Raw genomic sequence first — 26,422 nt, forward strand, 5'->3', positions numbered from 1 at the left:
GGGAGCAAGCTCCCTCGCCACAGGACTTGCGCCTCCATGACCTGATTTGGTGCGGCTATTTTCCGATGCCCGATTCCGTGCACAAATCCCCTATTGCCATTTCTTGTATCACCTTTTAAAACGCTTGTTCGGGACTCTGGTTCGGAAATTGCTACTTTCAATGGGTCTTACGCTTTCCAGTAACAATAATTCTGCGCCACAAGCGCTCATATTGGTTCTTAGGGATTGAATAATGAAAAAAGCATTGCTGACCCTTTCTGCACTGGCGTTGTGCATGGCTGCTGGCTCCGCCATGGCAAAGGAATACAAAGAACTGCGTTTTGGCGTTGACCCTTCCTATGCTCCGTTCGAATCGAAAGCGGCCGACGGCAGCCTGGTGGGCTTTGACATCGATCTGGGGAACGCGATCTGCGCCGAGCTGAAGGTCAAGTGCAAATGGGTCGAAAGCGATTTCGACGGCATGATTCCGGGCCTCAAGGCCAATAAATTCGACGGTGTGATCTCTTCGATGACCGTCACCCCGGCCCGCGAAAAAGTCATCGACTTCTCCAACGAACTCTTCTCCGGCCCAACCGCCTATGTATTCAAGAAGGGTTCCGGCCTGAGCGAAGACGTCGCTTCTCTGAAAGGCAAGACTGTCGGTTACGAGCAAGGCACCATCCAGGAAGCGTACGCCAAGGCAGTGCTGGACAAGGCCGGCGTGAAGACCCAGGCCTATCAGAACCAGGATCAGGTGTATTCCGACCTGATGTCGGGTCGTCTCGACGCTGCGATCCAGGACATGCTGCAAGCCGAACTGGGCTTCTTGAAGTCGCCAAAGGGCGAAGGCTACGAAGTCAGCAAGCCGGTTGACAGCGAATTGCTGCCGGCCAAAACAGCTATCGGTATCTCTAAAGGTAACAAAGACCTCAAAGAGCTTTTGAATAAAGGTATCAAAGCGTTACACGACGATGGCACCTACGCCACCATTCAGAAGAAACACTTTGGCGATCTGAATCTGTACAGCGGCAAATAATGCCCGGCGCCCATCTCGCGATGGGCGCTTTTTTCACCCGATCAGGTTGCTGATTTATGTTCGAAAACCTATTACAAAACCTGGGGCTCTCAGCCTTCAGCCTCAAGGGCTTCGGTCCGTTGCTGATGGAAGGCACCTGGATGACCATCAAATTATCGGCATTGTCGCTGCTGGTGGCCGTATTGCTCGGCCTGCTCGGCGCCACCGCCAAACTGTCAAAAGTCAAACTGGTGCGGGTTCCGGCCCAGATCTACACCACGCTGATTCGCGGCGTGCCGGACCTGGTGCTGATGCTGCTGATTTTCTACAGCCTGCAAACCTGGCTGACGTCGTTTACCGATTTCATGGAATGGGAATACATCGAGATCAACCCGTTCAGCGCCGGGGTCATCACCCTGGGCTTCATCTATGGCGCGTATTTCACCGAAACCTTCCGCGGGGCGATTCTCGCCGTGCCTCGGGGCCAGGTCGAAGCCGCTACCGCGTATGGCCTAAAACGAGGCCAGCGTTTCCGAATCGTGGTGTTCCCGCAGATGATGCGCTTTGCCCTTCCGGGTATCGGCAACAATTGGATGGTGATGCTCAAGGCCACCGCGCTGGTGTCGATCATCGGCCTCGCCGATTTGGTCAAAGCAGCGCAGGACGCCGGTAAGAGCACCTATCAACTGTTTTACTTCCTCGTGCTTGCCGCGTTGATTTACCTGCTCATCACAAGCGCTTCCAACTTCGTCCTGCGCTGGCTCGAACGCCGCTACGCCGCCGGTTCCCGGGAGGCCGTACGATGATCGAACTCTTGCAGGAATACTGGAAATCCTTCCTTTATACCGACGGCTACAACATCACGGGCCTGGCCATGACCCTGTGGCTGCTGACCGCCTCGATCGTCATCGGTTTCCTGGTGTCGATCCCGCTGTCCATCGCCCGGGTCTCGCCGCACTTCTACATTCGCTGGCCGGTGCAGTTCTACACCTACCTGTTCCGCGGCACGCCGCTGTATATCCAGTTGCTGATTTGCTACACCGGCATCTACAGCCTGGCCGCCGTGCGCGCCCAACCGGTACTGGATGCGTTCTTTCGCGATGCGATGAACTGCACGATCCTGGCGTTCGCCCTGAACACCTGTGCCTACACCACGGAGATTTTCGCCGGGGCGATCCGCAGCATGGCCCACGGTGAAGTCGAAGCGGCCAAGGCCTACGGCCTGACAGGCTGGAAGCTGTATGCCTACGTGATCATGCCGTCGGCCCTGCGTCGCTCGTTGCCTTATTACAGCAACGAAGTGATTCTGATGCTGCACTCGACCACCGTGGCGTTCACCGCGACCATCCCGGACATCCTGAAAGTCGCGCGGGACGCCAACTCGGCGACCTTCCTCACCTTCCAGTCGTTCGGCATCGCTGCGCTGATCTACCTGACCGTTACCTTCGCGCTGGTCGGCCTGTTCCGCCTCGCCGAACGCCGATGGCTGGCGTTCCTCGGGCCGACCCACTAGGACCCGCTTTCAGGAATAAAGAGACAAACATGCGCCACCAGATACATGACTTGCTGGCCCCGCTGCCGGGGACCGCTCGACAGATTCACAGTTTCCACTTCGGCCCAACGTCGGCCAAAGGCAAGATCTACATCCAGTCGTCCCTGCATGCCGATGAAATGCCCGGCATGCTGGTGGCCTGGCACCTCAAGCAGCGCCTGGCGGAACTTGAAGCCACCGGCCGCCTGCGCAGCGAAATCGTGCTGGTGCCGGTGGCGAACCCGGTCGGCCTGGAACAGGTGCTGATGGATGTGCCGCTGGGCCGCTACGAGCTGGAAAGCGGGCAGAACTTCAATCGCTGGTTCGTCGACTTGAGCGAAGCGGTGGGCAACGAAATCGAAGGCCAGCTTGGCGATGAGCCGCAGCGCAACCTCGAGTTGATCCGCGAAAGCCTGCGCAACGCCCTCGCTCGGCAAACCGCCAGTACTCAGCTGCAATCCCAACGCCTGACCCTGCAACGGCTGGCCTGCGATGCGGACGTGGTGCTGGACCTGCATTGCGATTTCGAAGCAGTCGCCCACCTTTACACCACACCCGAAGCCTGGCCGCAGGTCGAGCCGCTGGCCCGTTACATCGGTGCCGAAGCGAGCCTGCTGGCCACCGATTCCGGCGGTCAGTCGTTCGATGAATGTTTCACCCTGCTCTGGTGGCAGTTGAAAGAACGCTTCGGCGAACAGTTCAACATCCCGCTGGGCAGTTTCTCGGTCACCGTCGAGTTGCGCGGCCAGGGCGACGTCAATCATCCTCTGGCCAGTCTCGACTGCCAGGCGCTGATCGACTACCTGATTCACTTCGGCGCCATTGCCGGCGAAGCGGCGCCATTGCCCGAACTGCCCTACCCCGCCACCCCGTTGGCCGGCGTCGAGCCGGTGTCGACACCGGTAGGCGGTCTGCTGGTGTTCACCGCACTGCCGGGGGAATACCTCGAAGCCGGGCAACTGATCGCCGAAATCATCGACCCGATCAACGATCGCGTCACACCCGTTCATTGCACCGCCGCCGGCCTGATGTACGCCCGCTCGCTGCGGCGCATGGCCACTGCCGGCATGGTGATCGCGCACGTCGCGGGCACCGAGGCCTATCGCAGCGGCTACCTACTTTCGCCTTGAGGATGCATGCCCCATGTACAAACTGACCATCGAAGGCCTGCATAAAAGCTATGGCGATCATCATGTGCTCAAAGGCGTTTCACTCAAGGCCAACACCGGCGACGTCATCAGCCTGATCGGCGCCAGCGGCTCGGGCAAAAGCACCTTTCTGCGCTGCATCAACTTTCTCGAACAGCCCAATGACGGCGCCATGACCCTGGACGGCCAGAACATCCGCATGATCAAGGACCGCCACGGCATGCACGTGGCTGACCCCGATGAACTGCAAAAAATCCGCACCCGCCTGGCCATGGTGTTCCAGCACTTCAACTTGTGGAGCCACATGACGGTGCTGGAAAACATCACCATGGCCCCGCGCCGGGTGCTGGGTTGCAGCAAAGAGGAAGCCGAAGACCGCGCGCGGCGTTACCTCGACAAGGTCGGGCTGGCGGCGCGCGTGGCGGATCAATACCCGGCGTTTCTTTCCGGTGGCCAGCAGCAACGCGTGGCGATTGCGCGGGCATTGGCCATGGAACCGGAAGTCATGCTGTTCGATGAACCGACCTCGGCGCTCGACCCTGAGCTGGTGGGTGAAGTGCTGCGGGTGATTCAAGGCCTGGCCGAAGAAGGCCGGACCATGATCATGGTGACTCACGAAATGAGCTTCGCCCGCAAGGTGTCGAGCCAGGTGCTGTTTCTGCATCAGGGCCTGGTCGAGGAAGAAGGCGCGCCGGAAGACGTGCTGGGCAACCCGAAGAGCGAGCGGTTGCAGCAGTTCCTGAGCGGCAACCTCAAGTAACACTGCAAAGCCTGTAGGAGCGAAGCTGGCTCGCCAAGGCGGAGTATCAGCCGACATCATCGTTGCCTGACACTCGGCCTTCGCGAGCAAGCTTCGCTCCTACTGGGTTCAGATTCCGATCAGCAGTACTGCGATTAAACTTGTTCACCCACGCCGCGGTCACTGAAAGAAGACTTTCAGAGCGCACACCGCCGGCATGGGATCGTCCACCGACTACGCATCACAATGGTTCAGCGCCCGCGACTGGGAGCCATTCGCCTTTCAGAAGCAAGTGTGGACGGCCGTCAAGCGCGGTGAGTCCGGATTACTGCATGCCAGCACGGGTGCCGGTAAAACCTATGCAGTCTGGTTTGCCGCGCTCAATCGCTACGCCACGTCCATTGCCCCTGTTGAAAAACCTCGCAAACGAAAACCGCTGGCCGAACCGCTGACGGTGCTGTGGATAACCCCCATGCGCGCCTTGGCCGCCGACACCGCTCGCGCCCTTGAAGCGCCGCTGCACGACCTGCAGATCCCCTGGAGCGTCGGCCTGCGCACCGGCGACACGAGCAGCAGCGAACGTGCGCGGCAGAGCCGACGCCTGCCCACCACGCTGATCACCACCCCTGAAAGCCTGACCCTGATGCTCGCCCGTGCCGATGCGCAAGCAGCGCTATCGACCTTGCGCATGGTGGTGGTCGACGAATGGCACGAACTGCTCGGCAACAAGCGCGGCGTGCAGCTGCAACTGGCCCTCGCCCGTTTGCGTCGATGGAATACGGACCTGATCGTGTGGGGCGTTTCCGCGACGCTGGGTAATCAGGCCCACGCCGAACAGGTGTTGATCCCACAAGGTGGCGGCATCAGCGTTCAAGGCCAAACGTCCAAGGAACTGCGGGTCGACACGTTGCTACCGCCGGCCATCGAGCGATTTCCCTGGGCCGGCCACATTGGCTTGAAGATGTTGCCGCAAGTCGTCGCCGAAATAGACTCCAGCCCCAGCAGCCTGGTGTTCACCAACACTCGCGCGCAATCCGAGATCTGGTATCAGGCGTTGCTGGAGGCGCGCCCCGATTGGGCCGGGCTGATTGCCTTGCACCACAGCTCACTGTCGCGAGACACCCGCGACTGGGTCGAGCGAGCGCTGAAGGAAGGCCAGCTCAAAGCGGTGGTCTGTACCTCAAGCCTGGACCTGGGGGTGGATTTCCTGCCGGTGGAACGGGTGCTGCAAATCGGCTCGGCCAAAGGTGTGGCGCGCCTGATGCAGCGGGCCGGGCGTTCCGGTCATGCGCCGGGGCGTGTGTCACGGGTGACGTTGGTGCCGACCCACAGCCTGGAACTGATCGAAGCGGCGGCGGCTCAAGATGCCGTCGCGCAACGCAGCATCGAGCCCCGAGAGTCGCCGCACAAACCGCTGGATGTGCTGGTTCAACACCTGGTCAGCATGGCGCTGGGCGGTGGGTTTGTTCCCGACGAATTGTATGAAGAAGTCCGTAGAACCTGGGCTTATCAAGACCTGACGGCGGCGGATTGGACTTGGGCGCTGGCGTTTGTACGCCATGGCGGGCTTTCCCTGACAGCCTATCCGGATTATCGCCGGGTCGAGCCTGACGAGTTTGGCGTCTGGCGTGTACCGGATGCGCGGCTGGCGCGGCGACATCGCATGAGCATCGGCACCATCGTCAGCGATGCGAGCATTCAGCTGAAGTTCTGGAGCAAGGGCGGCGGCGGCAAGCAGTTGGGCAGTGTCGAGGAAGGTTTTATTGCGCGACTGAAGCCAGGCGACGGTTTCCTGTTCGCGGGGCGCTTGCTGGAGTTGGTGCGGGTGGAAAACATGACCGCTTATGTCAAACGCAGCACCGCGAAAAAAGCCGCGGTGCCGCGCTGGAATGGCGGGCGGATGCCCCTTTCCAACGAACTGGCGCAGGCGGTGGTCGCGCGTTTCAGTGCAGCGGAGCAAGGCGAGTTCATCGGCCCGGAGATGCGGGCTCTGCGGCCGCTGCTGGAGGTGCAGCGACGCTGGTCCGGGTTGCCGACCTCGAACTCGTTGCTGGCCGAAGCACTGAAATCCCGCGAAGGCTGGCACCTGTTCCTGTACCCCTTTGCCGGGCGTCAGGTGCATCTGGGCCTGGCGAGTTTGCTGGCGTGGCGGGTCAGCCAGCAGCAGGCGGTGACGTTTTCCATCGCGGTCAATGATTACGGGCTGGAGTTGCTCAGCGCCACCTTTGTGGATTGGTCGCAGGTGTTGAACCCAGGCCTGTTGAGCGCCGAGCACTTGTTGAACGATGTCCTCGCGAGCTTGAATGCCGGCGAACTCGCGCTTCGCCGCTTTCGGGAAATCGCCCGAATTGCCGGACTGGTGTTTGCCGGCTACCCCGGCGCACCGAAAAGCACACGCCAGGTTCAAGCCTCCAGCGGACTGTTCTTCGAGGTGTTCAAGCAGTACGACGCGGGGAATCTATTGCTGGCGCAGGCCGGGGAAGAAGTCCTACGGGAAGAACTGGATATTCATCGTCTGGAACAGACGTTGGCGCGTATCAATCGCCTGAAACTGGACCTGCACCAGATCAAACGTCCTACGCCGCTGGGGTTTCCCCTGTTGGTTGAACGCATGCGGGAAAGCATGAGCTCGGAAAAACTCGCGGACCGTATCCGTCGCATGGTCACCGACCTTGAGAAAACCGCCGAAACCGGGAAAACCTGATGAGTACGCCCTATCCCGTGCGTCTGGCCGGTGAAGAACTGTGGCTGCTGCCGGAAAAAGCCATTTACTGGCCGGCGCAACAAGCCCTGCTGATCGCCGATGTGCATTTTGGCAAAGCGGCGGCGTATCGTAGCCTTGGCCAGCCGGTGCCCCATGGCACCACCGCCAGCAATGTCGCGGTGCTGGACGGGATGTTGGCCGCCCTACCCTGCCGTCAGCTGATTTTCCTTGGGGATTTTCTGCACGGGCCCGGCTCCCATGCGTGCGGCACGTTAAGCGCCCTGGCTGAGTGGCGAGCGCGGCACCCGGATCTGCCAATGACGCTGATCCGCGGCAACCACGACAAACGCGCCGGGGACCCGCCGGCTTCGTTAAACATACGCGTAGTGCCCGAACCGTTGTTGCTCGGACCGTTCGCCTTGCAGCATGAGCCCGATCCGCATCCGCACCGGCATGTGCTCGCCGGGCATGTGCATCCGGTTTATCGGCTGAACGGCAAAGGTCGGCAACGTTTGCGCCTGGCGTGTTTCAGATTGGGCGAGGACATCAGCCTGCTCCCGGCCTTCGGCGCGTTTACCGGCGGCTATCAGATCGAACGGGACGACAGCTGCAGGATCTTTGTCATCGGCGACAACGAAATATGGCCAGTCAGCGCGTAGGAGCGAAGCTTGCTCGCGAAGGCGGTGTGTCAGATAAGGATGATGTTGTCTGACACACCGCCTTCGTCGGAACTCCGTCCAAATCAAGCTTCGCCCCTGCAGGTAATAGCAATCAGGCTACGGGCGCGGGAGGTGGCTCATCCGGCAGGGTAGGCTCGCCGGGCTCGGTAGGCTGCTCGTTCGGGGTATCAGGATCAGGCTGGCCGGGGATGCCCCCTGCCATGCTGATGGCTGGATGTGCCAACAAGGACCAGGCCAGGACGCCAATCTGATTGGGCTCAAGCCTTGCCAGTTCGGCACTTATTCGCGGATCGATCTTCATAAAGCACTCCTGAGCGATGGCCCCGTCCGCTGTACGCGAACCGGGCAGTACACCCAATAGAGTGTCTACCCGCTCAAGAATTCCCGCGACCTGCCAGATGAATGGATCAGGTGCGTGGCAAGGTTACGCCGCGTTGGCCCTGATACTTGCCGCCACGGTCCTTATAGGACACTTCGCACTCTTCGTCGGATTCAAGGAACAGCATCTGCGCCACGCCTTCGTTGGCATAGATTTTCGCAGGCAGGTTGGTTGTGTTCGAGAATTCCAGGGTCACGTGCCCCTCCCACTCTGGCTCAAGCGGGGTGACGTTGACGATGATGCCGCAGCGGGCGTAGGTGCTTTTGCCCAGGCAGATGGTCAATACGTTGCGCGGAATACGGAAGTATTCGACGGTGCTGGCCAAGGCGAAAGAGTTCGGCGGGATGATGCAGACGTCGCTATGGATGTCGACGAAGCTGCCGGCATCGAAATTTTTCGGGTCGACAATGGCCGAATTAATATTGGTGAACACCTTGAAATGACTAGTGCAACGAACGTCGTAGCCGTAACTCGACACGCCGTAGGAGATCACACGGTTATCGTCGCTGCCGCGCACCTGGCGTTCGACGAACGGCTCGATCATGCCGTGTTCCTGCGCCATGCGGCGAATCCACTTGTCCGATTTGATGCTCATGGCGGGTGTCCTGAATAGCGAGGTGGAAAAATTCTGTCCGGCATCTTACCGGGCGCGCGCTCCGGGTTCAAAGTCCGGGGCATAATTCTCGCCGATCCCCTGTGATATCTGGGCCTTCGCCGTAAATTGGCGGACCGTCAGTCATGAAATCAGAGAAACCTTCACCGGAAGCATTGGCACGTTCCGGAAAAAGGGTTAAGGTGGCGCCACTGTGCTGCTTGTGTCACTGAGAATCTCTACACGATATGTTGAATTTCGATCCAACCATCTACAAGAATTTTTCCTGCTCTTTGCACTCAGTCTCGGCCAGGGTTCTTCCTGCGTCGCAGTTATCTTTGTTCAAGGAGTTACACCATGTCTAATCGCCAAACTGGTACCGTTAAGTGGTTCAACGATGAAAAAGGCTTCGGCTTCATCACTCCACAATCCGGTGACGACCTGTTCGTTCACTTCAAAGCTATCCAATCCGACGGCTTCAAAAGCCTGAAAGAAGGCCAACAGGTTTCTTTCATCGCTACCCGCGGTCAGAAAGGCATGCAAGCTGAAGAAGTTCAAGTTATCTAACTTGTACTTGCTTTAGTAAAAGGCCCCGCCCTCAAAAGCGGGGCTTTTTTGTGCCTGTGTGTTTTGCAGGCAAAAAAAATCGCAGCCCACGGCTGCGATTTTTTGCGTCTTACCAGGCCACACCAAACCCTGCGGTGTAACGCGTCTTGTCCAGATCAGCATCGTCGGTACCGCTGATGATGTCTCGCTCGGCCTTGAGGTTAAGCGAAGCCCACTCGGTGACCTTGTAGCGCAAGCCCATTTCGGCATCGAGCGCGTAATCCGCTACGCCCGACAACGGCTTGCCCACTTCGCCATTGGTGAAGAACTCCACCTTCTTGCCGATCAGGTAACGGTTGTAGTCCCACTTCATCGCCAGGGAATAGAAGTTTTCCTTGCTGCCGTCGGAGAACTCATAGTCCGTGCGGTTGACCAGCGAGCCCAGGGAGAATGCGCCGAGTTCGTTATCCCAGAACTGGTAACCCGGACCGGTACCGACAGTGCGCTGACGGGAGAGGTCTTCTACCTTGTCGCGCTTATAGACCGCGCGGCCTTGCCAGAACCACTTCTCGGTCAGGAAACGGTCGAGCGAGTATTCGCCCCGCCAGTTGTCGGTAGTGACCACGTCATCCTGGAATTCGCGGTTGTACTCGCCTTCCGCTGTGTGCCGCCATTTGCCATGGCGCGCCGTGGTCTTGAAGTCGATGTCGTAGTCATCGGTGTCTTTTTCCGCCCGCTGGTAATCCAGCGCCGCGTCGACATTGCCTTTCCACACCAGATCTTCAACCACTGGCTTGGGCTTGAGAATCTGCTGGATACTCGCCAGCTCGACCGTCTTCGGCGCTTCGCCGTTTTCCAGCGTCACCTTGCCGTCGTCTGCTGCATGCAGCGACTTGGCCTTCTCGCCGGTGTAGGCATCTTGCTTGACCAGCAACTCCTGATCACTTTCCAGGGTCTTGACCTGCTTCCAGTCGATCGGAACCGCACCGGCATATTCGGTCTGTATCAGCAATTTACCGCCATCGAACAGCGTGATCTTGCCGCTCAGCTTGTCACCGTTCTTCAACCAGACGGTATCAGCGAGCAACGGCGTGGAGGCACTCATGACAGCAAGGCACAGCAGGGTTCTGGATACCATAAGCAAATACAGGCTCAAGTTTGCGAAAAAAAGTCGGCATTATCCCTGGGAATAAGACCCTAGCAAGGACTGACCCGACTATTTCTATTGAGTTCATTTCTCAATTGCGCATCCAGGACTTACTCTACGGACGGTAAGGCGAATTTTTTCAGGAACCACGGACGTGACCAACCCAACCACTGAAACCGAAAGTGCAGCGCAAATCCGACGCACGGCGCTCTACTTGACCCTCGCGCAGGTGCCCGAAGGCAAAGTGGTCAGCTATGGTCAACTCGCCGAACTGGCCGGACTGGGCCGAGCCGCGCGCTGGGTGGGACGCACATTGAGCCAGCTGCCCGGCGACACCAAGCTGCCATGGCACCGCGTGCTGGGTGCCGGCGGTCGGATCAGCCTGCCCGTGGGCAGCCCTTCAGGGGATGAGCAGCGCGCGCGATTGCGCTCCGAAGGCGTCAGTATCCTGAACAATCGTGTTGATATTCAGCGCCATGGCTGGCGCCCGGTAGAGCACAGCGGTTAGAGTGCGCGCTTTGTTTCCGTAACTCTTGAGGCAGACTCCAGCCCATGCCCCGTAAAACCTGGCGCGCCGCGCTCGCCGCCTATGCCAGCCCCTCGACGCTTGTGTTGTTGTTGCTTGGTTTCGCCGCCGGCCTGCCCTACATGCTGGTGTTTTCGACGCTCTCCGTTTGGCTGCGTGAGGCCGGTGTGGCCCGCGAAACCATCGGTTATGCAAGTCTGATCGGCTTGGCCTATGCCTTTAAATGGGTCTGGTCCCCGCTGCTCGACCAATGGCGCCTGCCCTTTCTCGGCAAACTCGGTCGACGACGTTCCTGGCTGGTGCTCTCCCAGGCACTGGTGATCCTCGGTCTGATCGGGATGGGTTTCTGCGACCCGCAAAAGCACTTGTCCTGGCTGATCGCCATCGCCGTGGTCGTCGCCTTCGCGTCGGCGACGCAAGACATTGCGGTTGACGCCTATCGCCTGGAAATCGCCGACGACACTCGCCAGGCAGCGCTCGCTGCCAGCTACATGTCCGGCTATCGGATCGCCGCGCTGCTGGCGACGGCCGGCGCGCTGTTTTTCGCTGAAGGCTTTGGCTCCACGGGTTTCAATTACCAGCATTCGGCCTGGGCCGGCACCTACGTGTTGTTTGGCGCCCTGATGGTCCCGGCGCTGCTGACGACGCTGTTCATGCGCGAACCGCCTGTGCCCCTGCGTACCCAACTTCAAGCCGGCCGCTACAGCTTTATGCATCAACTGATGTCGGTGTTCGTGCTGATCGTGCTGCTGGTGTCCGTGCCGGCCATGTTTACCCAGCTCTACAACACCGACTTCGCCAGCGTGCTGTTCGAAGGCGCGAGCCCGCTCGACCTGCTGCTCGAAGACCGCGCCTTCCTGCGGGCCATCCTCTACACCACGCTCACGTTTATGTGCCTGTCGGCCATGGGCCGTCGCGGCCTGGCACCGGTGCTGACGCCGATCAACGACTTCATTCTGCGTTACCGCTGGCAAGCGTTCCTGCTGCTCGGGCTGATCGCCACCTACCGCATGTCCGATACGGTCATGGGCGTGATGGCCAACGTGTTCTACATCGACCAGGGCTTCACCAAGGACCAGATCGCCAGTGTCAGCAAAATCTTCGGCCTGATCATGACCCTGGTCGGCGCCGGCATGGGCGGCCTGCTGATCGTGCGTTTCGGCATCCTGCCGATCCTGCTCATCGGCGGCATTACATCGGCCGGCACCAACCTGCTGTTCCTGATGCTCGCCGACATGGGCGCCAACCTGAACATGCTGATCCTGACCATTTCCCTGGACAACTTCAGCTCGGGCCTGGCGACGTCAGCGTTCGTCGCGTACCTGTCGAGCCTGACAAACCTGAAATTCTCGGCCACCCAGTACGCCCTGCTCAGCTCGATCATGCTCCTGCTGCCACGCTTGATCGGCGGTTATTCAGGGGTCATGGTGGAGAAATTCGGTTACCACAACTTCTTCCTGATCACGGCGCTGCTGGGTGTTCCGACCCTGCTGTTGATCGCCCTGCACTGGTACCAGGAGAGCCGTCGCGCAGGTCCGACGCCGACACCCGAACCGGTGCCGACCCAGGTCGCGGAAGAATCGTAGGACATTTCGCAGAGGGCGCGACGATTCCCGCCCTCGTGCCACACCGCCGACCGCACGCCTGTACGCCAGCGGATCTCGCCCGTACAATGCTCCGTCATTTCTCGTCATCAGCAACCGACAACGGCCAACCATGCGCACCAGTCAATTTTTGCTCGCCACACAGAAAGAAACGCCTTCCGACGCGGTCGTCATCAGCCATCAGCTGATGCTGCGCGCCGGCATGATCCGCAAACTCGCCTCGGGCCTCTACACCTGGCTGCCGATGGGCTTGCGAGTGATGCGCAAGGTCGAAGCCATCGTTCGTGAAGAAATGAACGCCGCAGGCTCTCTCGAAGTGTTGATGCCGAGCACCCAACCGGCTGAGCTGTGGCAGGAATCCGGTCGCTGGGAAGAGTACGGCCCTGAATTGCTGCGCTTCAAGGATCGCCACGGTCGCGACTTCTGCGCCGGCCCGACCCACGAAGAAGTGATCACCGACCTGATGCGCAACGAATTGAGCAGCTACAAGCAGCTGCCGATCAACCTGTATCAGATCCAGACCAAATTCCGTGACGAAATCCGCCCACGCTTCGGTTTGATGCGCGGCCGCGAGTTCATCATGAAGGACGCCTATTCGTTCCACGCTGATCAGCCTTCGCTGCAGATCACCTACGACCGCATGCACCAGGCGTACTGCAACGTGTTTACCCGTCTGGGCCTGAAGTTCCGCCCTGTAGAAGCCGACAACGGCTCCATCGGCGGCGCCGGCTCCCACGAGTTCCATGTACTGGCCGAGTCCGGCGAAGACGATATCGTCTTCAGCAACGGTTCCGACTACGCCGCGAACATCGAGAAAGCCGAAGCCGTGCCGCGTGAAACCTCCCGCGCCGCACCGACTGAAGAACTGCGCCTGGTCGACACGCCGAACGCCAAGACCATTGCGCAACTGGTCGAAGGCTTCAACCTGCCGATCGAAAAGACCATCAAGACCCTCGTGGTTCACGCTGAAGAGCAAGGCAAGCTGATTGCCCTGATCATCCGTGGCGACCACGAGCTGAACGAAATCAAGGCCGGCAACCAGCCAGGCGTTGCCAGCCCGCTGGTCATGGCTTCCGAAAGCGAATTGCGCGATGCCATTGGCGCCGGCGCCGGTTCCCTCGGCCCGTTGAACCTGCCATTGCCGATCATCATCGACCGTTCCGTCGAGCTGATGAGCGACTTCGGCATCGGTGCCAACATCGACGACAAGCACTACTTCGGCGTGAACTGGGAGCGTGATCTGCCGGTTCCGACCGTTGCCGACCTGCGTAACGTTGTCGCCGGCGACCCAAGCCCGGATGGCAAGGGCACCCTGGAAATCAAGCGCGGCATTGAAGTCGGGCACATCTTCCAGCTGGGCAACAAGTACAGCAAGGCGATGAAGTGCGAAGTGCTGGGCGAGAACGGCAAGCCGGTTACCCTGGAAATGGGTTGCTACGGCATCGGCGTTTCCCGCGTGGTGGCTGCGGCCATCGAGCAGAACAACGACGCCAACGGGATCATCTGGAGCGACACACTGGCTCCATTCCAGGTCGCTTTGGTGCCATTGCGCTACGAAACCGAACAGGTTCGTGAAGCCACCGACAAGCTGTATGCAGAACTGACTGCAGCCGGCTTCGAAGTGCTGCTGGACGATCGCGACAAGAAAACCAGCCCGGGCATCAAGTTCGCGGACATGGAGCTGATCGGCATTCCTCACCGGATCGTGGTCAGTGACCGCGGCCTCGCCGAAGGCAATCTGGAATACAAGAGCCGTACCGAACCTGAAGCGCAAGCGCTGCCGGTTGCTGACGTGCTGTCTTTCCTCCAGGCCCGTATCCGCCGCTGACACCAGATAGAGAAGTCATGTTCAAGCGAAACACCTTAGGCCTCGGTGGTGCCGCCCTGTGCGTCACCCTGCTGGTCAGCGGCTGTGCCAATCACATGTCGCAACGCAGCGAGCACGAGGAGCGTGTCGAGCGCAAATTGCTCGATCACAGCCTGCAGATCGATGTCGGCGAGCCCAAGGTGCTTGAGTTGCCGCAACGTCGGGTGAAAATCCACGAGCAGAAAACGTTCGAAGTCACCGAATTCGAAGTCACGCGTCACTATGATCGCTACACGCCTTACCAACCCTGGCGGGAGGTCTACGAGATCCCGCTGGGCGCGGTCGCGGTGGTGGGCGGTGTCGGGGCGAATGTGGTCAACGTATTCACCCTCGGCAGTCTGCCGGACAGCGTGACCAAGGATTGGCTGAGCTACGGTTTTGCCGGGCTCAACCCGCTCATGAACGTGCAGTCCAACGGTCGGGCGCAACAAAACCTGGCCGGGATCGATGAGATCCAGCTCGACAAGCGCACCGAATACTCGAGCCTGCCCTGGAGCGAGCGCCCGGTGGTGGTGAAAGCCGGCAAGGAAACGTTTGATCTGAGCACCGACAAAAACGGTGTTCTGCGCCTGAACCTGCTGGACAGCCCATTCGCCGAACATGACATCAATCATCTGAGCCGACTGCTGATCAGCGTCGAAGACGGCCAGGACGATGTACACAGCGATTCGTCCCTGGCAGTCAGCAGTTCATTGCGCGGCAAACTGCTCGAAGCCCACGGCCTGATTTATGACGACCTCGAAGACGACGAAGTGAGCCAGTGGGTACACCGGGTCAAGCGCTTGTCGGAACTGGGTCTTGAAGAAGAAGCCAGCGAGCTGGAACAAAGCCTGATCGAACTGACCCGCAACGATCCAGAGTTGCAGACCGAATTCCTCAAGTCATTGACCAAGGATGCCGGGCGACTGGTGGCGGATCCTGGACCGAATTAAAAGCAAAAGCTTCGCCCCTACAAGATGCGATACCTGTAGGAGCGAGGCTTGCCCGCGAAGAGGCCCTCACATTCACCGCAAAACTACCGCTCAAACAACTCCATCTGCTCAAACCCACCCCGCAAATCCTCCAGCCGCACGCCAATCCCCAACAACCGCACCGGTTTCCCGCCGCGATTGAACGCCTGGGTCAGCAACAACTGATAACTGCCCAAATCCCGCCCTGCCCCGGCTTGTTCCAGCGTCGTCTGGGTAAAGTCATGGAACTTCACTTTGACGAACGGCTTGCCCGGCCGATAGCTGCTGTCGATCCGCGCCATGCGCCCCGCCAGGGTTTCCAGCAGCTCGGGTAGTTTATCCAGGCAGCTGACCAGATCCGGCAGGTCCACGTCATAGGTGTTTTCAACACTGATCGATTGCCGGCGGCTGTCGTTGTGCACCTGACGGTCATCGATCCCCCGGGCCAGGCTCCAGAGTCGCTCGCCGAAGCTGCCAAATTCACGCACCAGCGCCAACTTGCCCCACTCGCGCAAATGCGAGCAATCGACAATACCGAGCCTGCCCAGCTTGTCGGCGGTCACTTTGCCAACGCCGTGCAGCTTGCTGACGGGTAAACCGCTGACAAAGTCTTCAACCTGATCAGGCGTGATCACAAACAAACCGTTGGGCTTCTTCCAGTCACTGGCGATCTTGGCCAGAAACTTGTTCGGCGCCACGCCAGCCGAGACCGTGATGTGCAACTGATTGGAGACTCGGCGGCGAATGTCCTGGGCGATGCGCGTGGCGCTGCCACCGAAATGCGCACAGTCCGACACGTCGAGGTAAGCCTCGTCGAGGGAAAGCGGCTCGATCAGATCGGTGTAATCGCGAAAGATCGTATGAATTTCCTTCGACGCTTCTCTATAGGCGTCCATGCGCGGCTTGACGATAGTCAGGTCCGGACACAGCTTCAGGGCTTGCCCGGAAGACATGGCCGAGCGCACGCCATAGGCCCGCGCCTCATAGTTGCAAGTGGCGATCACCCCGCGCCGGTCCGCCGAACCACCCACCGCCAGCGGTTTACCCGCCAGGCGCGGGTCGTCACGCATCTCGATGGCAGCGTAGAAGCAGTCGCAATCGACGTGGATGATTTTTCGCTGGCTCATATAAAAGCGGTGTTCATGGTGAAGAAATGGAGTCATGGCGTGCCGGATCGGCAGTATCTCACTGACACCTGTATATAGCACCAGTAGTCTGAATCTTCTTACCCACCGGTAGGAAAAGTAACCGATGAATTTATTTTCTCAATCGAAAAGCGTCACTCGATAGAGCTGCAAGCCTTGCCATGCCTGCCTCGCAGACGATCGCCCAGCCCTTCCTTTCCGCTAAGCGATTGAACCAGAACAGGTTTTATCTGGATTGAAGGTTGACAGCCCAGCGATCCTCTGTAGAATGCCGACACACAGACGCGGGATGGAGCAGTCTGGTAGCTCGTCGGGCTCATAACCCGAAGGTCGTCGGTTCAAATCCGGCTCCCGCAACCAAACATCAAAAAAGGCTACTCGAAAGAGTGGCCTTTTTTGTGCGCGCCTGTTTTGTGCCCTCTTCATGAACAGATGCGAGAAATCGTTCTGATTCCGAAACTTAAGTCTGCTCCGCGACCGTTCGCCGCTTATTTACGCTTATTTGACCCGGTTGCAGATTAACGGTTGACACACAGGCGTATCTCTATAGAATGCCGCCACACAGACGCGGGATGGAGCAGTCTGGTAGCTCGTCGGGCTCATAACCCGAAGGTCGTCGGTTCAAATCCGGCTCCCGCAACCAAACATCAAAAAAGGCTACTCGAAAGAGTGGCCTTTTTTGTATCTGTTGAAAAAGTCCTTTCGCAACAATGACCTGTCACTGTGTAGCGAAGCGTTCGGGATCTCCAATGCGATGAGTTCAGACTATGCTGATTCGCAGACAGATCCCCCCCGACGCCCAATGACATGCCATCGCCGTCAACCGGTGAGAGGCGTTAATATTTGTGATTATTTTTTTCTACAGGGATTGGTAACTTGGCTGGATACCCCCATCCTGTCGCGCACAATCCAAGAGGTGATTGATGCGCGCCAACTCGTCTGATCCACAAGACACCGTCACAGCGACCCAACCGATCAAGGCAGAGCGCCTGCGCTTGCTGGATCTGGCCAGCAAATATCGCCAGCCCATCGGCCTGGCGGTGACGCTGCTGTTGTTCGCTATCGCGCTGATTGCCTGTCGTCATCTGCTGAGCGAACTCGATCTGTACGCTTTGCACGACTCGATTCTTGAAGTCCCTAAACCGGCACTGCTGGGCGCATTGGCTGCGACCGTGGTCGGCTTCATCATTCTGCTGGGGTATGAATGGTCCGCCAGTCGCTACGCGGGCGTGACGCTGGCGCCGCGAATTCTTGCGCTGGGGGGCTTCACGGCATTTGCCATCGGCAACGCCATCGGTCTTTCGATGCTCTCGGGGGGCTCGGTCCGCTACCGTTTATATGCACGGCACGGTCTGGGGGCGTCAGATGTCGCTCACATGACGTTATTCGCCAGCCTCTCGCTCGGCTGCGCACTGCCACCACTGGCCGCCCTGGCGACCCTCAGCAATCTGCCTGCTGCTTCGGCGGCCCTGGGATTGTCCGAAGGTTTGCTGGGGGGCGTTGCCGCGGCGGTTTTGCTGCTGTTCGGCGTATTGGCCATCGGCATCTACCGCCGTCGCCTGCCGGAACAACCTTCCCCGGATAACCTGCTGGTCAAGGTCGGACGCCGCACCTTGCGCCTCCCCGGTCGCCGCCTGACTTTCCTGCAACTGATCATCACCGCACTGGACGTGGCCGCCGCCGCGACCGTGCTCTATTTGTTGCTGCCGGAAGCGCCGCCCTTCGGTGCGTTCCTGCTGGTGTACCTGCTAGCCCTGGCCGCCGGTGTGCTCAGCCATGTGCCCGGCGGGGTCGGCGTATTTGAAGCCATTCTGTTGGCCGCCTTCGCCGACACACTCGGCGCCGCACCACTGGCCGCTGCGCTGCTGCTCTATCGCCTGATCTACGTCGTGCTGCCGCTGCTGGTGGCGTGTGTGCTCCTGTTGATCAACGAAGGCCAGCGTCTGTTTCAGTCGCGCCAGTCCCTGCGGGCCGCTTCCGGTCTGGCGGCGCCGATCCTGGCGGTGCTGGTGTTCCTGTCCGGCGTGGTGCTGCTGTTCTCCGGCGTCACCCCGGAAATCGACACCCGGCTGGAACACATCGGCTTTCTGATCCCGCACCGCCTGGTCGACGCCTCGCACTTCGGTGCCAGTCTGGTCGGCGTGCTGTGCCTGCTGCTGGCTCAAGGTCTGCGTCGTCGACTGTCCGCCGCCTGGATGTTGACCACCATTCTATTGCTGGTCGGCGCCCTGCTCTCCCTGCTCAAAGGCTTTGACTGGGAAGAAGCTTGCCTGATGACCCTGACGGCGAGCCTGCTGGGTGTATTTCGCCGCTCGTTCTACCGCCCGAGTCGCCTGACTGAATTGCCGTTCTCGCCGCTCTATCTGGTCTCCAGCCTATGCGTGCTCGGCGCCTCGATCTGGTTGCTGCTGTTTGCGTACCAGGACGTCCCGTACAGCCATCAACTCTGGTGGCAATTCACCCTCGACGCCGACGCCCCGCGTGGCTTGCGCTCATTGTTGGGGGCCGCCGTCCTGCTGGTGGTCGTGTCGCTGACCTGGTTGCTGCGCACCGCGCGCCCGGTGATTCACTTGCCGACGCCTGACGAGCTGGATCGCGCCATAAAGATCCTGATGGCCTCCTCCCAACCGGACGGCGGCCTCGCCCTGACCGGTGACAAGGCGCTGCTGTTTCATCCCAACGACGAGGCGTTCCTGATGTACGCCCGCCGTGGCCGCAGCCTGGTGGCCTTGTACGACCCGATCGGCCCGAGCCAGCAACGGGCGGAAATGATCTGGCAGTTCCGCGACCTCTGCGACGTCCACCACGCCCGCCCCGTGTTCTATCAAGTGCGCGCCGAAAACCTGCCGTACTACATGGACATCGGCCTGACCGCGATCAAGCTCGGCGAAGAAGCCCGGGTCGACCTGAAACGTTTTGATCTCGAAGCCAAGGGCAAAGAGATGAAGGACCTGCGTTACACCTGGAATCGCGGGACCCGTGATGGGTTGTCGCTGGAGATCTTTGAACCGGGCCATGCGCCGATGGATGAGCTCAAGGTGATTTCCGATGCCTGGCTGACCGGCAAGAACGTGCGCGAGAAAGGCTTCTCGCTCGGGCGTTTCAGTGACGATTACATCAAGCATTTCCGCGTCGCGGTGATTCGTTTCGAAGGGCGCCCGGTGGCATTTGCCAACCTGCTCGAGACTTACGGCCATGACCTGGCCAGCCTCGACCTGATGCGCGCGCACCCGGACGCGCCCAAGCTGACCATGGAGTTCATGATGGTCGGCCTGATTCAACATTATAAAAATCATGGATACGCGCGTTTCAGCCTGGGCATGGTGCCGCTGTCGGGGTTGCAACCCCGGCGTGGTGCACCGCTGACCCAGCGCCTGGGCTCGATGGTTTTCCGCCGTGGTGAGCAGCTCTACAACTTCCAAGGCTTGCGCCGCTTCAAAGACAAATTCCAGCCTGACTGGGAACCCCGTTATATGGCCGTGCCCGCCGGACTCGATCCGCTGGTTGCCCTGGCCGATACTGCTGCCCTGATTGCGGGCGGCTTGACTGGATTGGTGAAACGCTGATGATTCAACGCTCCTTGCGGTACGTACTGGGCACACTGGTCGTGTTGGCCCTGATTATCGGTGGCGGCTACTGGTACCTGAAGCGCCCGGCCCCCGAACCGACCCTCGAACAGCTGAAGCCGGCTGATGGCACGGCGATGACGCGCGTCATTCCCGGCAACACGCCACGCGCCCAGGTGCTGGTGGCGGTCAATGAAGACCAGAAACTCAGCGACAAACAGTTGATGACCCTGAGCCGCACCGGCTCGGCGCAGATTGTTCAGGTGATCCTGCCCAAGGACTGCCTGCTGCAAAGTCGTGCCCTGCAATCAGGCCTGCGAGAACTCAAAGGCCCGGCGACCCTGGTCAGCGGTATCGGCCCTGGCGCGGTGCTGGCGTGGCGCTGGTTGTCCGAGCAGAAGGACGACAAGGCCCAGGCTGTCTCCGTCGACCTGGCACTGGAAAAACCCGGCTGCACCCACTTGCTGCCAAAAAGTGCCGCTCACGGTCACTGGCTGGTGGCCTGGAACGACAACCCGGACGACACCAGCGCCGGCTTCGTGCGCGATCAAGCCAACGCCGAAACCAGCATCAGCGACTACGACATCAACCTGCCGCAAGTGCTGAACAACGAACTGCGTAAACTCCTGGTCGGCGGCGACAAAGCCGCTGGCGGCCTGCAAATCCCCGTGGTCGAAGTCCCGGCCGGCCAAGCCAAGGACACCGTGACCCTGTTCCTGTCCGGTGACGGCGGCTGGCGTGACCTGGACCGCGACGTCGCGGGCGAGATGGCCAAGATCGGCTACCCGGTGGTCGGTATCGACACTCTGCGCTACTACTGGCAGCACAAGAGCCCGGAGCAAAGCGCTCTGGACCTGGCCGAGCTGATGCAACACTACCGGCAGAAATGGGGCACCAAGCGCTTCATCCTGACCGGCTACTCGTTCGGCGCCGATGTCCTGCCAGCGATCTACAACCGCCTGGAACCCGCAGAACAACAACGCGTCGACGCCATCATCCTGCTCGCCTTCGCCCGCACCGGCAGCTTCGAAATCGAAGTCGAAGGCTGGCTCGGCAACGCCGGCAAAGAAGCCGCCACCGGCCCGGAAATGGCCAAGCTGCCACCGGAGAAAGTGGTGTGCATCTACGGCGAAGAAGAAGTCGACGAAAGCGGCTGCACCGACAAGACCGCCGTGGGCGAAGCGATGAAGCTACCGGGCGGCCACCACTTCGACGAGAACTACCCGGCGCTGGCAAAGCGCTTGGTGGACATCATCGAGAAGCGTCAGGCCAAGGGTGAGACGGCTCAGGAGTGATCTGAGGCGAGCCCACCCAAAGCCCCCGCAGCCGAAAGGCTGCAGGGGCTTTTTTATAGTTACCGATTCAACTGAACACCACAGCCCCCCCGAGGGAGCGGGCTTGCCCGCGATTGCGGTATGTCGGTCACATCAATGTCGATTCTGCCGCCGTCATCGCGGGCAAGCCCGCTCCCACAGGATCCACGTGCCGCCTGTGCGGATGCGTCTACCACCCTCGATACTGGCACTTAGTCTTTCCTGGCGAACCGTGTTCTCATATCGTCGTGACAAATTACACTGGCCTGATCAAAACCGGCCAAGCGCTCCGCAGCTACTGCCTCAACGCAAAGATCATTAATCTCGTCGAGCATTTCCTGATAGGCATCGACATTGATAATGACCGCTGCTGGCTGATTATTTTGGACAATGACCATGCACTCAATGGCACGGCTAGAGATCTCCTTGAGTTTCGTACTGAAGCCCCTGACCATTGCAGTTGTCGATACTGCTTGGACAGCACGCACTGATGATGCCGCCATACTCACCTCTCTCAAATACTGCAAATCTGAACGCGCAGCTCAACGTACCGTTTACTTAACGTGTCGCAATATCGGAAGACGCCCGCGGACCTTGTAGGCAAACTCCGAATCTCGTGTTTGGGCACTTTGCCGCCTTGTTGCGTTTTTCTTCGACGGGATACTCTCCGGACGTCGCTGACCATTCAGCGATCGGGCTTGGAAACCCGTCGGATCACAGCGCAACAGCACCTCCACCTCGATTCCAGACGTTTTAACGACTGCGAACTTGGTGTTATGGCGGCTGTGCGTGGGACGCCTTCGGGCGTGCCGGTTCTATGGTCCCCGGTTTCCAACCTGCGTACAGCCGCCACCCATTCGCTTGGAAACGAACGTGGCGACTCCTCTAATGCTGGAGAATGACCATGACAAAAATTGATTCAACCGCGATCTCAGAATTAAAAACCATAGGCTACACCCCACTCATCTACTGCCCGGATCAGGCGCTATTCAACGTCCGCGCCGGCGTCCCCATCGTTGATGCCTTGTCACAAGCCTCTGACCTGCTGTTCCTCGGCAAATCATTTGCCGAGGATGCTGCCTACGCAAGAGACACCGACCGCCACGCCTGGGCCGCTCACTATCTGACGGCGATGGGCAAAGCCGTGATTGATGATGTTGTGAAGGTGCTGACGCCGCGACCGGCCCGGACGAAGACCGAATCAGAAGAAGGGCTGCCTGAGTGCCAGTAAGCGCACAGACATGAAACACCGCCGCCCCTTGTGGGAGCGAGCCTGCTCGCGAAGGCGTCGTGTCAGCCACTATCAAGGTTGGCTGATACACCGCTTTCGCGAGCAGGCTCGCTCCCACAAGGGACCTTCTTGGCCTTCAGGGCGAGATTCCAGGCACAAAAAAGCCCCCGCTGCCGCACTGGCAACGGGGGCTTTTCAATGGGGCTTACATCTCGACCTGAGTGCCCAGCTCAATCACCCGGTTCAGCGGCAGATTGAAGAAGCGCAAATTGCCATTGGCATTCCTCAACATGAAGGCGAACAGCGCCTCGCGCCAACGGGCCATGCCTTCGAGTTTGGAGGCGATCACCGTCTCGCGGCTGAGGAAGTAGGTGGTGCGCATCGGGCTGAAGTCGAGGTCATCGAGGTGGCACAGTTTCAGTGCTTGCGGCACGTCCGGCTCGTCGACAAAGCCGAAGTGCAGGATCACCCGGAAGAACCCTTCGCCGTAGGAATCGACTTCGAAGCGTCGGCTCGACGGTACTCGCGGGATGTCTTCGTAGACCACGGTCAACAGCACCACTTGCTCGTGCAGCACCTGGTTATGCAGCAGGTTGTGCAACAGCGCGTGCGGTACGGCATCCGGACGTGCGGTCAGGAACACGGCGGTGCCCTGCACGCGATGCGGTGGTTGTACGGCGATACTGCTGATGAAAATCGGCAGGGGCAGGCCGCCCTCGTCCATGCGTTCCACCAGCAGTTGTTTGCCGCGTTTCCAGGTGGTCATCAGCACGAACAGCGCGATACCGGCGATTACCGGGAACGCCCCGCCCTGAATGATTTTCGGCACGTTGGCGGCAAAGTACAGACCGTCCACCAACAAGAAGCCGAGCAACAGCGGAACAGCGAGCACCGGCGGCCATTTCCACAGCAGCAATATCACCGCCGACACCAGGATGGTGGTCATCAGCATCGTGCCGGTCACCGCCACGCCGTAGGCCGAGGCCAGGGCGCCTGAGGACTCGAAACCCAGCACCAACAGGATCACGCCGACCATCAATGCCCAGTTCACCGCACCGATGTAGATCTGGCCCTGCTCGGCGCTGGAGGTGTGGCGGATGTGCATGCGCGGAATGTAGCCGAGCTGGATCGCCTGACGGGTCAGGGAGAACGCGCCGGAGATGACCGCTTGCGAGGCAATCACCGTGGCCATCGTCGACAACCCCACCAATGGAAGCAACGCCCAGCTTGGCGCCAACAGGTAGAACGGGTTGCGAGCGGCTTCCGGATCACCCAGCAACAGCGCTCCCTGGCCGAAGTAGTTCAGTACCAGCGCTGGCAGCACAAGGATGAACCACGCACGGGCAATCGGCTTGCGCCCGAAGTGGCCCATGTCGGCGTACAGCGCTTCGGCACCGGTCAACGCCAGCACCACCGCGCCGAGGATCGCCACGCCCATGCCCGGATGCTGGGTGAAGAAACGCACGCCCCAGACCGGGTTCAGCGCTTGCAACACTTCCGGGTGCTGCAAGATGCCGTGGACACCCAGTGCCCCGAGCACCACAAACCAGGTGACCATGATCGGCCCGAACAGAATGCCGATGCGCGCGGTGCCGTGGCTCTGAATCAGGAACAGCGCCACCAGCACGACCAAGGACAGCGGCACCACCCAATGGTCGATGCCTTCGAACGCCAGCCCCAAGCCTTCAATCGCCGAGAGCACGGAAATCGCCGGGGTGATCATGCTGTCACCATAGAACAGCGCCGCACCGATCAACCCACACACCACCAGCAACGCCCGCAACTTCGGATGCCCCGCCGCCGCCCGCCGCGCCAGCGCGGTCAAGGCCATGATCCCGCCTTCGCCCTGGTTGTCGGCACGCAGCACGAACATCATGTATTTGATCGAGACGACCCAGATCAGCGACCAGAAGATCAGCGCCAGGATGCCCAACACGCCGTCATGGTTGACCGGTACGCCATAGCCACCGGAAAACACTTCTTTGAGGGTGTACAGCGGGCTCGTGCCGATATCGCCATAAACCACCCCGACCGCCGCGACCAGCATGCCGATCGGCTTTGCCGCCGAATGCTCGGCACCCGCTGCCTGACTACTTGCCTGCCCCATCCAAAACTCCTACTACTCAGACCCGGACTTCTTATAAGAAGCACTATGCTTTGCCGTGCAGCATGCGCTGTTTTACATGACGTTACAGACGTTTCATTGACTGTAAAAAATCGGTAAAGCGTAAAGGCGCGAAGCATAGCGCAGCACTCGTCGTATTTCCCTGCATAAAGCTGGTCAAGTGCGCGTCTCATCGCTAGAATTGCGCACTTTTTGACCAGAGGCGCAACATAGCGCCCGTCTGTCGCCTTGCCGTCTTCGGCTGGAGGCGTCCCAAATACCGAGGTTAGACATGTCCACCACTCCTGCGCCGGCCAATCCAAAAGTTGGCTTCGTATCCCTGGGTTGCCCCAAAGCACTGGTCGACTCCGAGCGCATCCTTACCCAGCTGCGCATGGAAGGCTATGACGTCGTGTCCACTTACGAGGACGCCGATGTCGTGGTGGTCAACACTTGCGGTTTCATCGACTCGGCCAAGGCTGAGTCCCTGGAAGTGATCGGCGAAGCCATCAAGGAAAACGGCAAGGTCATCGTGACCGGCTGCATGGGCGTCGAAGAAGGCAACATCCGCAAGGTGCACCCGAGCGTGCTGGCCGTGACCGGTCCGCAGCAGTACGAGCAAGTGGTCAACGCCGTGCACGACGCCGTGCCACCGCGCCAGGATCACAACCCTCTGATCGACCTGGTGCCGCCGCAAGGCATCAAGCTGACCCCGCGCCACTACGCCTATCTGAAGATTTCCGAAGGCTGCAACCACAGTTGCAGCTTCTGCATCATCCCGTCGATGCGCGGCAAGCTGGTCAGCCGTCCGGTCGGTGACGTGCTCGACGAAGCCCAGCGCCTAGTCAAGGCCGGCGTCAAGGAGCTGCTGGTGATCTCGCAAGACACCAGCGCCTACGGCGTCGACGTGAAATACCGCACCGGTTTCTGGAACGGCGCGCCGGTGAAAACCCGCATGACCGAACTCTGCGAAGCACTGAGCACCCTCGGCGTCTGGGTTCGCTTGCACTACGTTTACCCGTACCCGCACGTCGACGAGCTGATCCCGCTGATGGCCGCCGGGAAAATCCTGCCGTACCTGGACATCCCGTTCCAGCACGCCAGCCCGAAAGTCCTGAAAGCCATGAAACGCCCGGCCTTCGAAGACAAGACCCTGGCGCGCATCAAGAACTGGCGCGAGATCTGCCCGGACCTGATCATCCGTTCGACCTTCATCGTTGGCTTCCCCGGCGAAACCGAAGAAGACTTCCAGTACCTGCTGAACTGGCTGACCGAAGCGCAACTCGACCGCGTCGGCTGCTTCCAGTACTCACCAGTCGAAGGCGCACCGGCCAACCTGCTGGACGCGGCCATCGTGCCGGACGACGTCAAGCAAGACCGTTGGGATCGCTTCATGGCGCACCAGCAGGCCATCAGCTCGGCGCGCCTGCAAATGCGCGTCGGCCGTGAAATCGAAGTGCTGGTAGACGAAGTCGACGAGCAAGGCGCCGTTGGCCGCTGCTTCTTCGATGCCCCGGAAATCGACGGCAACGTGTTCATCGACAACGGCAGCAACCTCAAGCCAGGCGACAAGGTCTGGTGCAAAGTGACCGACGCCGACGAATACGACCTGTGGGCTGAACAGATCTAAACGCAAAAAATACGAAAAGCCCTGCT

The 26,422-nt window shown here is 59.9% G+C and carries 22 protein-coding genes and 2 tRNA genes; 18 read left to right on the forward strand and 6 right to left on the reverse strand.

Translation table 11 applies throughout. From position 1 onward, the window contains the following. Nucleotides 1-232: 232 nt before the first annotated feature. The 7 genes from BLU63_RS03440 (at nt 233) to pdeM (ending at nt 7,775) form a co-directional block, all read left to right on the forward strand. The gene (locus tag BLU63_RS03440; RefSeq protein ID WP_010462646.1) at nt 233-1,015 is read left to right on the forward strand and encodes a transporter substrate-binding domain-containing protein; all 783 of its coding nucleotides are present in this window, start codon (nt 233-235) and stop codon (nt 1,013-1,015) included. A 56-nt stretch (nt 1,016-1,071) separates the two neighbouring features. Next, entirely contained in the window at nt 1,072-1,800 is a 729-nt protein-coding gene (locus tag BLU63_RS03445) for an ABC transporter permease (RefSeq protein ID WP_077750284.1), read from the forward strand. Beyond that, on the forward strand, nt 1,797-2,507 hold the full coding sequence (locus BLU63_RS03450; RefSeq protein WP_083374895.1) for an ABC transporter permease: 711 nt from the start codon (nt 1,797-1,799) through the stop codon (nt 2,505-2,507). The genes BLU63_RS03445 and BLU63_RS03450 overlap by 4 nt, the downstream gene beginning before the upstream one ends. 29 nt (nt 2,508-2,536) lie before the next feature. Then, on the forward strand, nt 2,537-3,655 hold the full coding sequence (locus BLU63_RS03455) for a succinylglutamate desuccinylase/aspartoacylase family protein (protein ID WP_083374896.1): 1,119 nt from the start codon (nt 2,537-2,539) through the stop codon (nt 3,653-3,655). Between the two features lie 13 nt (nt 3,656-3,668). Further along, nucleotides 3,669-4,433: an ABC transporter ATP-binding protein gene (locus BLU63_RS03460; RefSeq protein WP_010462652.1), complete on the forward strand. Its 765-nt coding sequence runs from the start codon at nt 3,669-3,671 to the stop codon at nt 4,431-4,433. A gap of 196 nt (nt 4,434-4,629) precedes the next feature. Next, on the forward strand, nt 4,630-7,116 hold the full coding sequence (locus BLU63_RS03465) for a ligase-associated DNA damage response DEXH box helicase (RefSeq protein ID WP_083374897.1): 2,487 nt from the start codon (nt 4,630-4,632) through the stop codon (nt 7,114-7,116). Beyond that, the gene (pdeM, locus tag BLU63_RS03470; protein ID WP_083374898.1) at nt 7,116-7,775 is read left to right on the forward strand and encodes a ligase-associated DNA damage response endonuclease PdeM; all 660 of its coding nucleotides are present in this window, start codon (nt 7,116-7,118) and stop codon (nt 7,773-7,775) included. The genes BLU63_RS03465 and pdeM overlap by 1 nt, the downstream gene beginning before the upstream one ends. Nucleotides 7,776-7,887: 112 nt before the next feature. On the opposite strand, the gene BLU63_RS03475 is transcribed toward pdeM, so the two are convergent. Both BLU63_RS03475 and dcd read right to left on the reverse strand, forming a co-directional pair. Continuing rightward, nucleotides 7,888-8,097 carry a hypothetical protein gene (locus BLU63_RS03475; RefSeq protein WP_010462659.1) on the reverse strand — a complete coding sequence of 70 codons (210 nt, stop codon included), beginning with the start codon at nt 8,095-8,097 and terminating at the stop codon, nt 7,888-7,890. 106 nt (nt 8,098-8,203) lie between these two features. Then, a complete protein-coding gene (dcd, locus tag BLU63_RS03480) occupies nt 8,204-8,770 on the reverse strand; it encodes a dCTP deaminase (protein WP_010462661.1) in 567 nt (188 codons plus the stop codon). Between the two features lie 354 nt (nt 8,771-9,124). Here dcd and BLU63_RS03485 point away from each other — a divergent pair, with 354 nt between their 5' ends. Beyond that, nucleotides 9,125-9,334 carry a cold-shock protein gene (locus BLU63_RS03485; RefSeq protein WP_002554837.1) on the forward strand — a complete coding sequence of 70 codons (210 nt, stop codon included), beginning with the start codon at nt 9,125-9,127 and terminating at the stop codon, nt 9,332-9,334. 109 nt (nt 9,335-9,443) lie between these two features. Here BLU63_RS03485 and BLU63_RS03490 read toward each other — a convergent pair whose 3' ends face one another. Continuing rightward, nucleotides 9,444-10,451: a DUF481 domain-containing protein gene (locus tag BLU63_RS03490; protein WP_042932327.1), complete on the reverse strand. Its 1,008-nt coding sequence runs from the start codon at nt 10,449-10,451 to the stop codon at nt 9,444-9,446. A 163-nt stretch (nt 10,452-10,614) separates the two neighbouring features. On the opposite strand from BLU63_RS03490, the gene BLU63_RS03495 reads away from it, so the two are divergent. The 4 genes from BLU63_RS03495 (at nt 10,615) to BLU63_RS03510 (ending at nt 15,389) form a co-directional block, all read left to right on the forward strand. Further along, on the forward strand, nt 10,615-10,968 hold the full coding sequence (locus BLU63_RS03495) for an MGMT family protein (protein ID WP_010462665.1): 354 nt from the start codon (nt 10,615-10,617) through the stop codon (nt 10,966-10,968). Between the two features lie 44 nt (nt 10,969-11,012). Further along, entirely contained in the window at nt 11,013-12,572 is a 1,560-nt protein-coding gene (locus BLU63_RS03500) for an AmpG family muropeptide MFS transporter (RefSeq protein ID WP_010462667.1), read from the forward strand. Between the two features lie 130 nt (nt 12,573-12,702). Then, nucleotides 12,703-14,418, forward strand: a complete 1,716-nt coding sequence (locus tag BLU63_RS03505; RefSeq protein ID WP_010462669.1) for a proline--tRNA ligase — start codon at nt 12,703-12,705, stop codon at nt 14,416-14,418. Between the two features lie 17 nt (nt 14,419-14,435). Continuing rightward, complete coding sequence (locus BLU63_RS03510; protein WP_010462671.1) at nt 14,436-15,389, forward strand: hypothetical protein; 954 nt, start codon at nt 14,436-14,438, stop codon at nt 15,387-15,389. An 83-nt stretch (nt 15,390-15,472) separates the two neighbouring features. On the opposite strand, the gene dinB is transcribed toward BLU63_RS03510, so the two are convergent. Next, nucleotides 15,473-16,534: a DNA polymerase IV gene (gene dinB, locus BLU63_RS03515; protein ID WP_010462672.1), complete on the reverse strand. Its 1,062-nt coding sequence runs from the start codon at nt 16,532-16,534 to the stop codon at nt 15,473-15,475. 301 nt (nt 16,535-16,835) lie between these two features. On the opposite strand from dinB, the gene BLU63_RS03520 reads away from it, so the two are divergent. The 4 genes from BLU63_RS03520 (at nt 16,836) to BLU63_RS03535 (ending at nt 21,413) form a co-directional block, all read left to right on the forward strand. Beyond that, nucleotides 16,836-16,912, forward strand: a tRNA-Met gene (locus BLU63_RS03520). Between the two features lie 206 nt (nt 16,913-17,118). Beyond that, nucleotides 17,119-17,195, forward strand: a tRNA-Met gene (locus BLU63_RS03525). A gap of 280 nt (nt 17,196-17,475) precedes the next feature. Beyond that, the gene (gene mprF, locus BLU63_RS03530) at nt 17,476-20,118 is read left to right on the forward strand and encodes a bifunctional lysylphosphatidylglycerol flippase/synthetase MprF (protein ID WP_083374899.1); all 2,643 of its coding nucleotides are present in this window, start codon (nt 17,476-17,478) and stop codon (nt 20,116-20,118) included. Beyond that, on the forward strand, nt 20,118-21,413 hold the full coding sequence (locus tag BLU63_RS03535) for a virulence factor family protein (RefSeq protein ID WP_010462677.1): 1,296 nt from the start codon (nt 20,118-20,120) through the stop codon (nt 21,411-21,413). The genes mprF and BLU63_RS03535 overlap by 1 nt, the downstream gene beginning before the upstream one ends. Nucleotides 21,414-21,643: 230 nt before the next feature. Here BLU63_RS03535 and BLU63_RS03540 read toward each other — a convergent pair whose 3' ends face one another. Further along, nucleotides 21,644-21,934 carry a Phd-YefM gene (locus BLU63_RS03540; RefSeq protein ID WP_042932328.1) on the reverse strand — a complete coding sequence of 97 codons (291 nt, stop codon included), beginning with the start codon at nt 21,932-21,934 and terminating at the stop codon, nt 21,644-21,646. A 401-nt stretch (nt 21,935-22,335) separates the two neighbouring features. Between BLU63_RS03540 and BLU63_RS03545 the strand changes: the two genes are divergently transcribed. Next, nucleotides 22,336-22,662 carry a DUF3077 domain-containing protein gene (locus BLU63_RS03545; RefSeq protein WP_010462680.1) on the forward strand — a complete coding sequence of 109 codons (327 nt, stop codon included), beginning with the start codon at nt 22,336-22,338 and terminating at the stop codon, nt 22,660-22,662. A 205-nt stretch (nt 22,663-22,867) separates the two neighbouring features. Here BLU63_RS03545 and BLU63_RS03550 read toward each other — a convergent pair whose 3' ends face one another. Beyond that, a complete protein-coding gene (locus tag BLU63_RS03550) occupies nt 22,868-24,769 on the reverse strand; it encodes a potassium transporter Kup (protein WP_010462682.1) in 1,902 nt (633 codons plus the stop codon). 289 nt (nt 24,770-25,058) lie between these two features. Here BLU63_RS03550 and rimO point away from each other — a divergent pair, with 289 nt between their 5' ends. Then, a complete protein-coding gene (gene rimO, locus BLU63_RS03555; RefSeq protein ID WP_010462684.1) occupies nt 25,059-26,396 on the forward strand; it encodes a 30S ribosomal protein S12 methylthiotransferase RimO in 1,338 nt (445 codons plus the stop codon). Nucleotides 26,397-26,422 lie beyond the last annotated feature (26 nt).

This window comes from Pseudomonas mandelii, assembly GCF_900106065.1.
Taxonomy (GTDB): domain Bacteria; phylum Pseudomonadota; class Gammaproteobacteria; order Pseudomonadales; family Pseudomonadaceae; genus Aquipseudomonas; species Aquipseudomonas mandelii.

Coding starts and splice junctions, on each gene's coding strand:
- BLU63_RS03465 (WP_083374897.1), top strand. CDS start 4,630: ATGGGATCGTCCACCGACTACGCATCACAATGGTTCAGCGCCCGCGAC.
- rimO (WP_010462684.1), top strand. CDS start 25,059: ATGTCCACCACTCCTGCGCCGGCCAATCCAAAAGTTGGCTTCGTATCC.
- dcd (WP_010462661.1), bottom strand. CDS start 8,770: ATGAGCATCAAATCGGACAAGTGGATTCGCCGCATGGCGCAGGAACAC.
- BLU63_RS03550 (WP_010462682.1), bottom strand. CDS start 24,769: ATGGGGCAGGCAAGTAGTCAGGCAGCGGGTGCCGAGCATTCGGCGGCA.
- BLU63_RS03485 (WP_002554837.1), top strand. CDS start 9,125: ATGTCTAATCGCCAAACTGGTACCGTTAAGTGGTTCAACGATGAAAAA.
- BLU63_RS03545 (WP_010462680.1), top strand. CDS start 22,336: ATGACAAAAATTGATTCAACCGCGATCTCAGAATTAAAAACCATAGGC.
- dinB (WP_010462672.1), bottom strand. CDS start 16,534: ATGAGCCAGCGAAAAATCATCCACGTCGATTGCGACTGCTTCTACGCT.
- mprF (WP_083374899.1), top strand. CDS start 17,476: ATGCGCGCCAACTCGTCTGATCCACAAGACACCGTCACAGCGACCCAA.
- BLU63_RS03505 (WP_010462669.1), top strand. CDS start 12,703: ATGCGCACCAGTCAATTTTTGCTCGCCACACAGAAAGAAACGCCTTCC.
- pdeM (WP_083374898.1), top strand. CDS start 7,116: ATGAGTACGCCCTATCCCGTGCGTCTGGCCGGTGAAGAACTGTGGCTG.
- BLU63_RS03490 (WP_042932327.1), bottom strand. CDS start 10,451: ATGGTATCCAGAACCCTGCTGTGCCTTGCTGTCATGAGTGCCTCCACG.
- BLU63_RS03510 (WP_010462671.1), top strand. CDS start 14,436: ATGTTCAAGCGAAACACCTTAGGCCTCGGTGGTGCCGCCCTGTGCGTC.
- BLU63_RS03445 (WP_077750284.1), top strand. CDS start 1,072: ATGTTCGAAAACCTATTACAAAACCTGGGGCTCTCAGCCTTCAGCCTC.
- BLU63_RS03460 (WP_010462652.1), top strand. CDS start 3,669: ATGTACAAACTGACCATCGAAGGCCTGCATAAAAGCTATGGCGATCAT.
- BLU63_RS03500 (WP_010462667.1), top strand. CDS start 11,013: ATGCCCCGTAAAACCTGGCGCGCCGCGCTCGCCGCCTATGCCAGCCCC.
- BLU63_RS03455 (WP_083374896.1), top strand. CDS start 2,537: ATGCGCCACCAGATACATGACTTGCTGGCCCCGCTGCCGGGGACCGCT.
- BLU63_RS03535 (WP_010462677.1), top strand. CDS start 20,118: ATGATTCAACGCTCCTTGCGGTACGTACTGGGCACACTGGTCGTGTTG.
- BLU63_RS03450 (WP_083374895.1), top strand. CDS start 1,797: ATGATCGAACTCTTGCAGGAATACTGGAAATCCTTCCTTTATACCGAC.
- BLU63_RS03540 (WP_042932328.1), bottom strand. CDS start 21,934: ATGGCGGCATCATCAGTGCGTGCTGTCCAAGCAGTATCGACAACTGCA.
- BLU63_RS03440 (WP_010462646.1), top strand. CDS start 233: ATGAAAAAAGCATTGCTGACCCTTTCTGCACTGGCGTTGTGCATGGCT.
- BLU63_RS03475 (WP_010462659.1), bottom strand. CDS start 8,097: ATGAAGATCGATCCGCGAATAAGTGCCGAACTGGCAAGGCTTGAGCCC.